The sequence below is a fragment of the Bacillus sp. 1A genome, from assembly GCF_052682215.1.
In genome coordinates this window covers 2,863,892-2,877,432 of record NZ_JBQYLZ010000001.1, presented here as the reverse complement: position 1 = coordinate 2,877,432, position 13,541 = coordinate 2,863,892, and the positions used below count along the sequence as shown (strand labels likewise).

Here is a 13,541-nt window from a genome sequence, read left to right as displayed (position 1 = left end):
ATTCTTATTATATAAAAAAGCACCTTTTATAGGTGCTTAAAATAAATTATACAATTTTCTTCCGTATCGAACTTGAAATAAAATCAATGATAATTACCATTAAAATAATACCCAATAAAATAATCCCCACACGAGACCAATTGCGTGAACTCAGTGCAAAAATTAGAGGCGTACCAATCCCACCTGCTCCAATAACACCTAAAATAGCAGCGGATCGTACATTAATTTCGAACCTGTATAACGTATACGATAGAAAATCCGGTAATACTTGTGGCAATACTGCATACCAAAGTATTTGAAAGCGATTCGCACCTGTAGCTATTAACGCTTCCGTCGGTCCTTTATCTATATTTTCAATTCCTTCTGAATATAATTTCCCTAACATTCCGATAGAGTGTAATCCTAAAGCTAGAACTCCGGCAAAGGAGCCTGGTCCAACAGCTTTTATAAATAAAAGAGCCATAACTAATTCAGGAAATGTACGAACAAAACTAAGTACAAATTTCCCAGTTCCTGCCGTTAATTTTCCACTGCTCATATTCGTTGCCGCCCAAAAAGCGAATGGAACAGATAAAAAGGCAGAAATAAATGTACCTAATATCGCAATTGCCAACGTATCAATTAAGCCATGTAATAAATCTTCACCATCTGGCAAAGATACATACGACCAATCTGGATTCAATACACCTGTCATAATTGCTTTTGTAATTTCTCCTGCCGTATCCTTTATTCCCTCTAGCGGGACTCCTGAAAAAGCCCATACATAAACAAATGCAAGTGCTATAAAAATAAACCAGCGATACACACTCGGTTTCTTCGGTTTTGGTACAATTATCGTCGTTTTACTCATTATAATTTCTCCCGCAACAATGTACTTACATAATCAATTAACAATACAACAACAAGGGTATAAATAATAATAGATGCAGTTTGTTGATATTGTAAAAATCCAAGTGTACGGTCATAATACAACCCAATACCACCTGCTCCTACTAAACCTAAAACAGCTGCTGCACGTACGTTCACCTCAAATGTATAAAGAACATAGGAGACAAAATGTGCTTTCACTTGCGGAATTACCCCATACACAATCCATTGCACTTTATTTGCTCCTACTGCTGTCATCGCCTCTAATGGACCTGGATCAATCGATTCCATTGACTCATACAACAATTTCGCCACAAGCCCAATTGAGAAAAAAGTAAGAGCTAAAATACCTGGAAGTGGTCCTATTCCAAAAATAGCTACGAAAATTGCCGCTAATAATAAATCTGGTATCGTTCGGATAAAATTTAAAACCAATCGAGCTGGACCGTACAAAAATGTACTAGTAAACACATTACTTGCCGCAAATAGTGCCAGTGGAATAGCTAAAATCGCTCCTAAAGTCGTCCCAATAATCGCCATACGTATTGTATCTAACATCGCTGTTGTAATAACTTGAAAATAACTCCAATCAGGCGGCACCATCTCTTTTAACAAATCAATCATATTAGGAAAACCAACTACTAGTTTTGAAAATGATGCGTCGACCTGTACACTACTTCCCCACAACAGTAAAATGACTAGAATAGCCGTTAACATATGTTTCAACTTACTCGGCGGCTTCGGTATCGATTTTGAATATATCGTCGCGTCATTCATTTAACTGCCACCTCTAATAATTCACTTTTCTGCGCTACGTCTCCATAAATTTCAGCAAATTTTTCATCCGTTGCCTCTTCTACTGAACCATCAAAAACAATTTCGCCTGCATGTAATCCAATAATGCGTGTCGCATATTGCCTAGCTAAATCAATAGAATGTAAGTTTACAATTGTTGTAATCCCAAAATCTTCATTAATTTTTTTCAAATCATCTAATACTTGCTTTGTTGTTAGCGGATCTAACGACGCAACAGGTTCATCTGCCAATATGATTTTTGCTTCTTGCGCCAACGCTCTAGCAATCGATACACGTTGCTGTTGTCCTCCTGATAATTCATCAGCTCGCGCATATGCTTTTTCTAAAATATTCACCCTTTTTAACGATTGAAAGGCAAGCTCCAAATCTTCTTTTGGAAATAGACCTAACGTTGTACGAAAAGTCGAATGGTATCCAACACGCCCAGCTAATACATTCTTCAAAACCGTTGATCGTTTTACAAGGTTAAAACTTTGAAAAATCATACCAATATCCCGGCGCATGCGTCGTAATTCTTTTCCTTTCGCAGCAGTAATAGACTCACCTTCAATCAAGATTTCTCCTTCTGTAATCTCATGAAGGCGATTTACCGATCTAAGAAGTGTAGACTTTCCAGCCCCCGACAGCCCTACCATTACAACAAACTCACCTTTTTGAATGTTCAAGTTTATATTATTCAATCCTTTTGTACCATTCGGATACATTTTGGAAACATTTCGAAATTCTATCACACATCTTACCTACCTTCTATGTATTCAAAATGGCAAACTAACTGGAAACATATGCCTTCCAGTTAGCTGCCATTTCCATATGTATTATTGCGTTTTTACTTTCTTTCCATATTCACGAACGATATCAAATTTACTATCATCAGATTTAACATATCCTTCATGTGAATATACTTCTTTAATGATTTTGTGACCTTCCTCATTCTTTCCTATTTCAATGAAAGCGTCCTGTAATTTCTTACTCCACTCTGCATCTAAATCAGAACGTACCGAAATCGTATCATTTGGAATTTTTTCCGTAAATTTCACTATTTTCGTTTGATCGAATATATTCGGATAATCTTTTTTCACAATATTACGAGCATCTTGGAATACAACAGATGCATCTACATCACCATTTAAAAGAGCAATCAGCGACTGATCGTGACCTTTTAATGTAACAGGTTTCACATCCTTTAGCGGATCAATTCCCTCTTTTAACAATACAGCCGCAGGCCATACATACCCCGCTGATGACGTTACATCTTGATAACCAATTTTTTTACCTTTTAAATCTTTTACACTGTTAATATTTGAATCTTTCTTAACTACAAACTCAGATTTATAAAAGTCTACTAAATCCTTTGTAGGAGCTCCCGTTTCATCATCTACTCCAAAACGTTGTGCTTGTAAAATTACGTTTGCAGCCTTTTTCTCATGCGCTAGCACATACGCTGTTGGAGGTAAAAACCCTACATCTACTTGCTTAGACGCCATCGCTTCTACAATTGTATTGTAATTCGTTGAAATGCTAACTTTTACCGGAATATTTAATTTATCACTTAATAACTTTTCCAATGGTTTTGCCTTTGCCTCTAACGTATCTGCATTTTGAGAAGGAACAAATTGAACATTTAAAGTCTTCGGTACATAACCTTTTTTCGTATCTTCAGTTTTACTTGCACTTGATTCTTTCGTTCCACAACCACTTAATAATCCCGCCGCTAGTACAACTGTCGTACTCATTGCAAAAACTTTTTTCAACATATTAATGCCTCCAATTTTGTTGTTATAAAATTGCCTTCCGTAAACATGAAGAAATATATCACACATTTTCACGTACAATTGCTTATTTACAGAATCTTTACACATTCTATACATTCTCATTAAAATTCTCTTCATATATTTGATATGCTTAATTAGTAGATAACAATAGAAAAGGTGAATGATATTGAATCCAAATCAAATTGTAACTTTAAACATTTTATTAACAAGTGATATACATGGCACTGTTTATCCAATTCACTACCAAGATAACTCTCAAGCTGAAATTGGTTTAGCCAAAATTTCTACTCTTATAAAAAAAGAACGTTCCCAAAATAGAAACGTTCTTTTAATTGATAACGGTGACTTCATACAAGGAACACCCTTCACTTATCATTACGCTACATATGAAGAAGATAAGAAAAATCCAATGTCTTTATTAGCGAACTATTTACGTTATGATGCTGCAGTTATTGGAAATCATGAATTTAATTATGGAATGGACATATTAAATAATGCTATTTCTACTGCAAACTTTCCGTATCTATCAGCAAATATTTTAAATAAAAACAGAAAAGAACCTTATTTCGGGAAACCATATATAATAAAACATATTGAATCAAATATAAAAATTGCTATTTTAGGGATGACAACGCATTACATTCCCAATTGGGAACAACCCCATCACATTCAAGATTTACAATTTGAAGATGCATTAGAAACAACAAAAAGATGGGTTTCTTACATTCGCGAACACGAGAAACCCGATTTATTAGTCGTAGCCTACCATGGGGGATTTGAACGCGATTTACAAACTGGGGTACCGACTGAAGTTTTAACAGGTGAAAACCAAGGATATGCAATGTGCCATGAAATTGAAGGTATAGACATTTTACTAACAGGCCACCAACACCGGGAAATCGCTCACACCGTAATGAATGGTGTAACAATTTTACAGATTGGATGCAATGGACACTCCGTTGGAAAAGTAACAGTAACATTCGAAAAAACAGAAAAAAAATGGATAAAAAAAGAGAGTTATTCACAATTATTGCCCGTACAAGGAATTGAGGCTGACCAAGATATTCTTTCCTTGGTTGCCGATTATGAAGAAAAAACACAAAATTGGCTCGATCAACCTATTGGAGTAATCTATGGGGACATGCAAATTTCAGATGCTATGCAAACTCGTTTGCAAGACCATCCTTTTATTGAATTCATAAATAAAATACAGATGGATATAGCTAATGTTTCCATTTCTTGTACAAGCTTATTCCATAATACATCTCCAGGTTTCCCTAATCGCGTAACAATGCGTGACATCGTTTCTAATTATATTTATCCAAATACATTAAAAGTAATTAGAATAACTGGAGCGGATATAAAAGATGCCCTTGAACTCTCTGCTTCTTATTTCATATTAAAAGCAGATGGAACTATCATCGTAAACCCTACCTACATAGAACCAAAGCCGCAACACTATAATTACGATATGTGGGAAGGAATTTCGTACGTATTAAACATTTCCAAACCAATTGGCGAGAGAGTAGAATCCTTACAGTATAAAGGCGCTCCACTTCATATGAATGAAGAATATGACGTCGTTATGAATAATTATCGCGCAAGTGGCGGAGGGAACTTCTTTATGTTTCAAAATAAGCCCGTAATAAAAGACATACCAACAGATATGTCTGAACTTATCGCTAACTATATATTGAAGCACAAAAATATAGAAGCAACAGTCAATAACAACTGGAAAGTTATTAAATAACGGATATAATACATAAAAAAGATGGGCTTCGCCCATCTTTTAGTTTAATTTTGCATTATCTTGCTTTTTTAAAGCTTTTAATTTCGCCGGTGTAACATCAGTACCTTCTTCGTTAACAACTTTAATTCCTTTAAGTTCGTTTAACATATTTTGACGAAATCCTTTTAAATATTGTTCACGTAGCGATTGGCGCTCACGTTGTTCTTCTTCAGTTAAACCTTCAGCTTTTGCTTTTTTCGCTAAGAAGTTAATGCGTTCAATGAGTTCGTGACTTTGCATCTCGAATCCCCCTTTTACTCAAAACTGATTATTATCATACAATAGTTAGTCCTCTTTATCAAGCAATTGCTTTGTATATTCTACATATCTTCGATGTACAGTTGCTTTTGAAACATCATGACCAAAACCACGAAGTGTTGCTGCAATTTCTTCAAAAGTTAATTCATTCCGGCGTAAACGTACAATTTCCTCAATTGGCACTTCTTTTTTCTCACGTCCTATACTTAAATGACGATTTTTCAAATTATTCTCTGGACGAAATCCTTTCTCTACCGCTCTTTGCATGCCACGTTTAATTTTTAAATTGTGGATCTTTCTTTGATACTCTTCAACAATCCCAATTATATCTAGTACCATCGAATCAGAGTCAGAGAGTTCTAATTCTCCATTATGCGTATGCGTATATACTTTTATTCCCTCTTTATGTAAACAGTGCATTAATGCAATCTTTGCATTCCCTCTTCCAAGGCGCGTTTCATCTTGTATGAGAAGTACATCAACTTGTTCATCGCGAATTGTATCTAGCACTTCTAATATGCCATCACGTTCAATTGTATAACCACTAGCCTGCTCCTCAATCACCTTTACAACATTCATTTGATAGCGCTCAGCTAAATGCAATAATTCATCTTTTTGACGCAATAATGATGTTTCCTGTTCTTCTTTTGTTGTGCTCACACGTGCATAAATAATTGCATTCATTTTGAACCCTTCTTTCTCACTATATTTTCCTTATAGTGTATCATAAATTCGTCTTTCGTTCGAACTTATGTTTGTAGAATGTTTTTTCGCATGTTATACTTATTAATAAGAAAAATGAAAGAAAACGAGGTGTTAGAAAACATGGAAAAGTTAACGAAACGCCAGCAAGACATTCTCGACTTTATTAAGCTAAAAGTACAAGAAAAAGGATATCCACCTTCCGTACGTGAAATCGGTCAAGCAGTCGGCCTCGCTTCTAGTTCTACAGTGCATGGACATTTATCACGACTAGAAGAAAAAGGATATATTCGACGCGATCCAACAAAACCACGAGCAATTGAAATTTTAGGTGACAACCGAATGGATACAGAGACACAATCTGTTATTCAAGTTCCAATTGTCGGAAAAGTTACTGCTGGATTACCGATTACAGCAGTTGAAAGTGTAGAAGATCACTTCCCACTTCCAGCTAGCATTGTTGCTGGAGCAGACCAAGTATTTATGTTACGTATTTCCGGAGATAGTATGATTGAAGCTGGTATTTTCGATGGGGATTTAGTTGTTGTTCGCCAACAACAGTCTGCATACAATGGTGAAATTGTAGTCGCTTTAACAGAAGATAACGAAGCAACTGTTAAACGTTTCTATAAAGAAAAAGACCATTTCCGTCTACAACCGGAAAACTCTTCATTAGAACCTATCATTTTAAAACAAGTATCAGTTATTGGAAAAGTAATTGGCGTATATCGTGATTTACATTAAGAATAAAAAAAGAAGATAATTACCTTATTTATATACGGTAATTATCTTCTTTTTTTGTATTTTGATAGATTTTCATACATTTTATTTCTTATGAACGAGTTTCAATCGTCACATCGCCAGCAGCTGTTTTACCACTAATCTTTTTACTACCATTGCCAATTGTTATATTTTTATTTTCTTCATTAAAAATCATTACTTCACCAGCAGCACTTTGCCCAGTTATAACTGCATCTTGTGGTTTTTCTAATAAAGTAATATCTACATCCTCAGCAGTTGAACTTGCCTCTACATCATATTTAGGATCATGATCCATAATATGCACTTCCCCGCTAGCCGACTTCGCAGTTACTTTTCCTATTACCTTCTTAAAGCTCACCTCACCAGCTTTTGAAGATCCTTCCACACTTCTTGCTGTGACATTTTTCAAATCTACTTCTCCAGCGAGTGTCCCAACACTTACACAATCACTTTTCACATCACTTATTTCTATTTGTCCAGCTGATGAATTTATTTTTATCTCTTGGTATGAACGTTCAGGCACGAGGAGAGTTATTGTAGACGTTTGAAATCTAAAATCGTAAAAAGAAAAATCAAATGAAGCACCTTTTTCTCTTTCCCCAATAATTTTTAATGTGTCACCATCTTCGGCAATACGAACCTCGTGTTTACGTACATCTCCTGATTGCTTTACATAAAAAGAAGAGTCGGGAGATTTTTGGACAACAATATCCCCAGCATCTAACTTAACTTCTATATTTTTTAGTGTTTCGTTTTTAATTACGTCTTCTTTATTTCCTTCTTCTGCAGTTTGCACTGCTTTTTCATATGTTTGTGAAATCCCTATTACTCCAATAATGATACAAGCGATAGCTACTAATAATATTTTCTTCATCATCTACTCTCCTTTTATCATTTTGAAGTTCCATATTACATAACGTACGCATAACTTTTTAAACCACTTCGTACTATAATAAGCGATAATACATAACAACAAACCTACCCCAACAAACGTTATACTAACGAATAAATCCAACCATATAAAAGTACCCATAAATACTTTTCCAATAACGAAAAATGGTGTCACTACACTAGCAATTCCACCGAGCCAGAAGGAAAATATAAAAGCAATAATTGCAACTAACGGGCCTAACACAATAATAAAATTAAACAAACTAAGTCCAATCGCTGCCATGACAGCCCTTGTTATATTCGGAGTAGATGGGTCCTTTTTCATTTCATCAAAGCGATACAAAGCAAGTAAGTCTTTCGCAATTACTTTCGGAGAGCCAAGGCCCTTTATTATTTCCGATTCAGTTTTTCCTTCTTCTATTCCAAACTGAAAATGCTCTTCATAATCAAATAAAATATCTTTCCTCTCTTCTTCCGGTAACTTTCTAAGATGACTTGATAATTCTTTAAGAAACTGTTCTTTACTCATCCCATTCCACCCCTTCAATAATTTCTTGTACGCCTTTTGCAAAATCACGCCACTCCGCTACTAACAAATTCAGTTGCGTTTCCCCTTGCTCAGTTAGTTGATAATATTTACGAGGCGGCCCCTCCGTAGATTCTTTCAAATACGTTTGAAAATACCCTTCTTTCGTTAAACGACGTAATAAAGGATACACTGACCCTTCCGATATTAAAAATTTATTTGAGATTTGCTGTACAAGTTCATAACCGTAACAATCCTTACGTTTCACAAGTGCCAAAACACACAGTTCTAACACACCTTTTTTAAACTGAACGTTCAAGGTCAATCCCCCTTTCTCATTTCAGTACTGTTCAATACACGGTACCCGTTATATCCATAATATACCACTTAGTATTATTCATTGCAAGGTACTATATTTTTCAATACTTAATTTTCGAATTAAATACATCCACACCTTATTTCAACTTCCACATTTTCATTCATAGCTAGCACGCATTTTAAATAATCCACATGACTTTTTTCGGGCACTTTGCGGGCACCCATCTAATTCATTTCACAAGCCTTTATATTTGCCCACAAATAAAAAAAGCCCTGATACCGTAGTATCAAGGCTTTTTTCTCTCTTAGTATAGAGACATATATTGATCGCGTTCCCATTGGTGAACTTGTGTGCGGAAGATGTCCCACTCAATCTCTTTTGCTTCGATGAAGTGCTCAAGTAAATGTTCTCCTAGTGCACCGCATACTACTTCATTAGATTGTAATGTAACTAATGCTTGCGCTAATGTTGCTGGTAAGTCAACGATACCTGCTTCTTCGCGCTCTTCTTTTGTCATTACATAGATGTTACGGTCTACTGCAGCTGGTGGAGTTAATTTGTTTTTAATTCCATCAAGACCTGCTGCTAATAATGTAGCCATTACTAAATATGGGTTTGCAGCTGGGTCAACACTACGTACTTCTACGCGTGTACTAATACCACGAGATGCAGGGATACGTACTAATGGGCTACGGTTTTGTGCAGACCATGCTACGTAACAAGGAGCTTCGTATCCAGGTACTAAACGCTTGTAAGAGTTTACAGTTGGATTTGCTACCGCTGTAAATGCTGGTGCGTGTTTTAAAATACCTGCGATGAAGTGACGAGCATCATCACTTAATTGTAAGTCACCGTTTTGATCGAAGAATACGTTCTCACCATTTTTGAATAGCGATAAGTTACAGTGCATACCTGAACCGTTCACACCATATAATGGTTTTGGCATAAATGTTGCGTGTAAACCGTGTTTACGAGCAATTGTTTTTACAACAAGTTTGAATGTTTGAATGTCATCACATGAGCGAATTGCATTTGCATATTTAAAGTCAATTTCGTGTTGCCCTGGAGCAACCTCATGGTGAGACGCTTCAATTTCAAAGCCCATTTCTTCAAGTTCAAGAACGATATCACGACGACAGTTTTCCCCTAAATCCATCGGCGCAAGGTCGAAGTATCCACCGTTATCGTTTAATTCTAATGTTGGATTTCCTTTTTCATCTACTTTAAATAGGAAGAATTCTGGCTCTGGTCCAAGATTGAAATCTGAGAATCCTAATGCTTCCATTTCTTTTAATACACGCTTTAAGTTGTTACGTGGATCGCCATCAAATGGAGTGCCATCTGCATTGTAAATATCACAGATTAATCGAGCTACTTTTCCTTTTTCAGCTGTCCAAGGGAAAATTACCCAAGTATCTAAATCTGGATATAAGTACATATCAGATTCTTCAATACGTACGAAACCTTCAATAGAAGATCCATCAAACATCATTTTGTTATCAAGAGCTTTTGTTAATTGGCTCACTGGAATTTCTACGTTTTTAATTACTCCTAAAAGGTCCGTAAATTGTAAGCGGATATACTTTACATTCTCTTCTTTCGCCAAACGGAAAATATCTTCTCTTGTGTACCTAGCCATTATAAATTCCTCCTTAGTCCCTCTAAACACCTTCAGAATCAGTTATCTTTAGTGAAAAAACCTTGAAATGTCACCTTGTCGCAATGAAGTCCGATTAAATCTACCTGTATGTTGTAGTTCATCTCGAAGTATTTTGCGAAGCTCAGTTTTTGAAATTTCTTTCGTTTCTTCTTTTACTTTCACTGTTTCTGTTTGATTTACTTTCATTAGTAACACTTGTTTAATACCAGCCATATTCAAGCCTTGATCTAATAAATCTTTAATCTCTAACAACTTATCTACATCGTTAAATGAAAATAATCTACGATTCCCCTTTGTACGGGTTGGAGAAACAAGATTATGCTCTTCATAGTAGCGAATTTGACGTGCAGATAATTGTGTTAAATCCATAACAATACCAATAGGAAACAGCGGGGCAGAACGTCTATCTTCTTTCATTGTTTCAGTTCCTCCTTCGCCTTAACTGCTTCTCATTTTATACCATGTTATGTTTAGTGTCAATAGATGTTAGCTTTTCTTACATGATTTTTTTATAAATTTTTTCATTCTTTTTTCTAATGAGATTAATCATTACTTTCACACGAAAAAAGCTGTCGAAATCGACAGCTTCCCCTCAAGAAATTGTTAATAATTCTTTTTCAATTAACGCATCAATTGCAGAACAAATCGCAATCTTCACATGTGAATAAGTTAACCCACCTTGCACGTAAGCAACATAAGGCGGACGAATTGGACCATCAGCTGACAATTCAATACTTGCACCTTGAATAAACGTTCCCGCAGCCATAATTACATCATCTTCATAACCCGGCATATAGTTGGCATATGGAGTGAAGTGAGAATTAATTGGAGATGCATATTGAATCGCTTGGCAGAATGCAATCATACGATCTTTATCATCAAATTGAACAGACTGAATTAAATCTGTTCTTGGTGCATTCCATGCTGGTGATGTATTCATTCCTAACTTCTCTAAAAATGCAGCTGTAAAAATCGCACCTTTTAGTGCTTGTCCCGCTACATGCGGTGCTAAGAAGAAACCTTGATACATTTCTTGCAGACTGTATAAAGATGCCCCTGCTTCCGCACCGATTCCCGGAGATGTTAAACGATATGCACACGCTTCAACATACTGTTCTTTACCAACAATGTAACCACCAGTTTTAACAATTCCACCACCAGGGTTTTTAATAAGCGAACCTGCCATTAAATCTGCACCAACATGACATGGCTCTTGCTCTTCAATAAACTCACCATAACAGTTATCTACAAACACAACAACATCAGGTTTAATTTCTTTAACGAATGCTATCATCTCTTTAATTTGAGAAATAGTAAACGATGGACGAGTAGCATAACCTTTTGAGCGCTGAATCCCAATCATCTTCGTATTACTATGAATTGCAGTCGCAACAGCTCCAAAATCAACAAGCCCCTCTTCAGTAAGCGGAACTGCATTATAACCAATATTATATTCTTTAAATGAACCTACACCTTTTCCGCGTACACCAACGATTTCTTCTAACGTATCATACGGTTTACCAGTGATGTACAATAACTCATCTCCCGGACGTAAAACACCAAATAACGCTGTAGAAATAGCATGAGTACCTGAAATAATTTGCGGACGAACAAGACCAGCTTCCGCTCCAAATACATCCGCATACACTTTTTCTAACGTATCACGGCCAATATCATCATAACCGTAACCTGTCGTCGGAATAAAATGCGAATCACTAATTTTATGTTTACGGAAACTTTCTAACACTCGAAACTGATTGCTTTCAATTACTTCATCCGCGCGTTTATGTACTTCTGTAATCTGGCTCTCTACTTCTTTTACGATTGGAGCAATTTTTTCTCCATTTTTCAAACGATCAAACATTTTTATTTTCTCCTTCTTCCACTAAAAATCTCTTTAATTGCACATTAAGCGATGAATGAGCAAAAATATACCCCACGCAATCATATACAAATTTATCTTCCAGAAACTCCATCTTTGTTAATAGCGTCTCCGTCTTTAATAGCGTTAACAGCTTACCTTCACTCGGTGGAATTTCCACTTGATAACGATTCATTTCTTCCTTCATTTTCGTTTCTATCGCTTCTTTTATATGTAATAAATCACTTTGTTCAAAGGCACTAGTCATTAAGAAGTCACTTTTCGGAAACGGAATAAAGTTTTGATGTAATTCATCTTTTTTATTATATAACGTAATAATAGGAATATGATTAATTTCAAGTTCTGACAATAATTGTTTTACTGTTTTCTCATGCCCTACATAATTAGGATCTGCTGAATCAACTACATGTAAAATAACATCCGCTTCACCAGCTTCTTCTAATGTCGAACGAAAAGCAGCAATTAATGACGTAGGTAAATCTTGTATAAAACCTACCGTATCAGTTAGTAATACTGTATAACCTGAAGGTAACGGCATCTTCCTTGTCGTCGGGTCTAGCGTTGCAAACAACAAGTTTTCTTCAAACGTATCTGCTTCCGTCAATCTATTAAACAGTGTAGATTTTCCTGCATTCGTATACCCTATTAATGAAACTTGAAATACTTTATTATCTTTTCTTCTCTCACGATATCTTTTTCGATGCTCCACAACAACTGCAAGTTGTTTCTTTATTTCATCAACGCGTGATCGAATATGACGACGATCCGTCTCAAGTTTCGTCTCACCCGGCCCTCTCGTTCCAATACCACCACCAAGACGTGATAAAGACAATCCTTGCCCCATAAGACGTGGCATTGTATATTGCAACTGAGCTAATTCTACTTGAAGCTTACCCTCCCTCGACTTCGCACGTTGCGCAAAAATATCTAATATTAGTTGCGTTCGATCAATTACCCTCGCATCTAATACTGAGGATAAATTCCGAATTTGACTCGGCGTTAATTCGTTATTAAATACGATAACATCCGGTTCTAATTCTTCCGTTAACATTGTAAGCTCTTCTAATTTACCTTTACCTATATAAGTCGCCGGATGAAACTTCGGTCGTTTTTGCGTTGTAGACACTAACAATTCTGCTCGTGCAGTCTTCGCTAGCGATGCAAGCTCTTTCATGGAATGCATAAACTTTTCATCATCATCTTGTGGCAATTGACAGCCTACTAATATGACTTTTTCTTTTTCTTCCATCAAATATGTTCACTCATCCTTTTCGAAATTTAAACCTTCTAATATAAT

15 protein-coding genes are annotated in these 13,541 nt (G+C 35.9%); 2 read left to right on the top strand and 13 right to left on the bottom strand.

Annotated features, from left to right (window positions below):
- Window positions 1–46: 46 nt before the first annotated feature.
- The 4 genes from phnE (ACUN0F_RS14640) to ACUN0F_RS14625 all read right to left on the bottom strand — a co-directional run bounded on the left by phnE (ACUN0F_RS14640) (window position 47) and on the right by ACUN0F_RS14625 (window position 3,437).
- Window positions 47–850 carry a phosphonate ABC transporter, permease protein PhnE gene (gene phnE / locus ACUN0F_RS14640; protein WP_048565869.1) on the bottom strand — a complete coding sequence of 268 codons (804 nt, stop codon included), beginning with the start codon at window positions 848–850 and terminating at the stop codon, window positions 47–49.
- On the bottom strand, window positions 850–1,644 hold the full coding sequence (gene phnE, locus ACUN0F_RS14635) for a phosphonate ABC transporter, permease protein PhnE (protein WP_000996079.1): 795 nt from the start codon (window positions 1,642–1,644) through the stop codon (window positions 850–852). The genes phnE (ACUN0F_RS14640) and phnE (ACUN0F_RS14635) overlap by 1 nt, the downstream gene beginning before the upstream one ends.
- The gene (gene phnC / locus ACUN0F_RS14630) at window positions 1,641–2,414 is read right to left on the bottom strand and encodes a phosphonate ABC transporter ATP-binding protein (RefSeq protein WP_000569233.1); all 774 of its coding nucleotides are present in this window, start codon (window positions 2,412–2,414) and stop codon (window positions 1,641–1,643) included. The genes phnE (ACUN0F_RS14635) and phnC overlap by 4 nt, the downstream gene beginning before the upstream one ends.
- A gap of 84 nt (window positions 2,415–2,498) precedes the next feature.
- Entirely contained in the window at window positions 2,499–3,437 is a 939-nt protein-coding gene (locus ACUN0F_RS14625) for a phosphate/phosphite/phosphonate ABC transporter substrate-binding protein (RefSeq protein WP_000915072.1), read from the bottom strand.
- A 184-nt stretch (window positions 3,438–3,621) separates the two neighbouring features.
- Here ACUN0F_RS14625 and ACUN0F_RS14620 point away from each other — a divergent pair, with 184 nt between their 5' ends.
- Window positions 3,622–5,205, top strand: a complete 1,584-nt coding sequence (locus ACUN0F_RS14620) for a bifunctional metallophosphatase/5'-nucleotidase (RefSeq protein WP_001069269.1) — start codon at window positions 3,622–3,624, stop codon at window positions 5,203–5,205.
- Window positions 5,206–5,244: 39 nt separating this feature from the next.
- Here ACUN0F_RS14620 and ACUN0F_RS14615 read toward each other — a convergent pair whose 3' ends face one another.
- Window positions 5,245–5,484, bottom strand: coding sequence for a DUF896 domain-containing protein (locus ACUN0F_RS14615; protein ID WP_001190582.1), 240 nt, complete (start codon window positions 5,482–5,484; stop codon window positions 5,245–5,247).
- 45 nt (window positions 5,485–5,529) lie between these two features.
- On the bottom strand, window positions 5,530–6,186 hold the full coding sequence (locus tag ACUN0F_RS14610; RefSeq protein ID WP_046956545.1) for a YneB family resolvase-like protein: 657 nt from the start codon (window positions 6,184–6,186) through the stop codon (window positions 5,530–5,532).
- Window positions 6,187–6,327: 141 nt separating this feature from the next.
- Between ACUN0F_RS14610 and lexA the strand changes: the two genes are divergently transcribed.
- A complete protein-coding gene (gene lexA, locus ACUN0F_RS14605) occupies window positions 6,328–6,948 on the top strand; it encodes a transcriptional repressor LexA (RefSeq protein WP_000413737.1) in 621 nt (206 codons plus the stop codon).
- Between the two features lie 88 nt (window positions 6,949–7,036).
- Here the strand turns inward: lexA and ACUN0F_RS14600 are convergent, their stop codons facing one another.
- From ACUN0F_RS14600 to hflX, 7 genes are all read right to left on the bottom strand, one after another.
- Window positions 7,037–7,843: a DUF4097 family beta strand repeat-containing protein gene (locus ACUN0F_RS14600; protein WP_445539591.1), complete on the bottom strand. Its 807-nt coding sequence runs from the start codon at window positions 7,841–7,843 to the stop codon at window positions 7,037–7,039.
- Window positions 7,844–8,386: a DUF1700 domain-containing protein gene (locus ACUN0F_RS14595; RefSeq protein ID WP_000032404.1), complete on the bottom strand. Its 543-nt coding sequence runs from the start codon at window positions 8,384–8,386 to the stop codon at window positions 7,844–7,846.
- Window positions 8,379–8,702 (bottom strand): PadR family transcriptional regulator, encoded by a 324-nt coding sequence (locus ACUN0F_RS14590; RefSeq protein ID WP_001102619.1) that lies wholly within the window; start codon window positions 8,700–8,702, stop codon window positions 8,379–8,381. Before ACUN0F_RS14590 ends, ACUN0F_RS14595 begins: the two co-directional genes overlap by 8 nt.
- A 304-nt stretch (window positions 8,703–9,006) precedes the next feature.
- Window positions 9,007–10,341 carry a type I glutamate--ammonia ligase gene (glnA, locus tag ACUN0F_RS14585; protein ID WP_000135338.1) on the bottom strand — a complete coding sequence of 445 codons (1,335 nt, stop codon included), beginning with the start codon at window positions 10,339–10,341 and terminating at the stop codon, window positions 9,007–9,009.
- Window positions 10,342–10,389: 48 nt separating this feature from the next.
- Window positions 10,390–10,779 carry a transcriptional repressor GlnR gene (gene glnR, locus ACUN0F_RS14580; protein ID WP_000656785.1) on the bottom strand — a complete coding sequence of 130 codons (390 nt, stop codon included), beginning with the start codon at window positions 10,777–10,779 and terminating at the stop codon, window positions 10,390–10,392.
- A gap of 175 nt (window positions 10,780–10,954) precedes the next feature.
- Entirely contained in the window at window positions 10,955–12,226 is a 1,272-nt protein-coding gene (locus tag ACUN0F_RS14575; protein WP_000460307.1) for a methionine gamma-lyase family protein, read from the bottom strand.
- Complete coding sequence (hflX, locus tag ACUN0F_RS14570; RefSeq protein WP_000391406.1) at window positions 12,219–13,493, bottom strand: GTPase HflX; 1,275 nt, start codon at window positions 13,491–13,493, stop codon at window positions 12,219–12,221. The genes ACUN0F_RS14575 and hflX overlap by 8 nt, the downstream gene beginning before the upstream one ends.
- Between the last annotated feature and the right edge of the window lie 48 nt (window positions 13,494–13,541).

Excerpts from the sequence above, each read along its gene's own strand:
- phnE (WP_048565869.1), bottom strand. The coding sequence starts at position 850 with ATGAGTAAAACGACGATAATTGTACCAAAACCGAAGAAACCGAGTGTG.
- phnE (WP_000996079.1), bottom strand. The coding sequence starts at position 1,644 with ATGAATGACGCGACGATATATTCAAAATCGATACCGAAGCCGCCGAGT.
- ACUN0F_RS14625 (WP_000915072.1), bottom strand. The coding sequence starts at position 3,437 with ATGTTGAAAAAAGTTTTTGCAATGAGTACGACAGTTGTACTAGCGGCG.
- ACUN0F_RS14615 (WP_001190582.1), bottom strand. The coding sequence starts at position 5,484 with ATGCAAAGTCACGAACTCATTGAACGCATTAACTTCTTAGCGAAAAAA.
- ACUN0F_RS14610 (WP_046956545.1), bottom strand. The coding sequence starts at position 6,186 with ATGAATGCAATTATTTATGCACGTGTGAGCACAACAAAAGAAGAACAG.
- lexA (WP_000413737.1), top strand. The coding sequence starts at position 6,328 with ATGGAAAAGTTAACGAAACGCCAGCAAGACATTCTCGACTTTATTAAG.
- ACUN0F_RS14600 (WP_445539591.1), bottom strand. The coding sequence starts at position 7,843 with ATGATGAAGAAAATATTATTAGTAGCTATCGCTTGTATCATTATTGGA.
- ACUN0F_RS14595 (WP_000032404.1), bottom strand. The coding sequence starts at position 8,386 with ATGAGTAAAGAACAGTTTCTTAAAGAATTATCAAGTCATCTTAGAAAG.
- glnA (WP_000135338.1), bottom strand. The coding sequence starts at position 10,341 with ATGGCTAGGTACACAAGAGAAGATATTTTCCGTTTGGCGAAAGAAGAG.
- glnR (WP_000656785.1), bottom strand. The coding sequence starts at position 10,779 with ATGAAAGAAGATAGACGTTCTGCCCCGCTGTTTCCTATTGGTATTGTT.
- ACUN0F_RS14575 (WP_000460307.1), bottom strand. The coding sequence starts at position 12,226 with ATGTTTGATCGTTTGAAAAATGGAGAAAAAATTGCTCCAATCGTAAAA.
- hflX (WP_000391406.1), bottom strand. The coding sequence starts at position 13,493 with ATGGAAGAAAAAGAAAAAGTCATATTAGTAGGCTGTCAATTGCCACAA.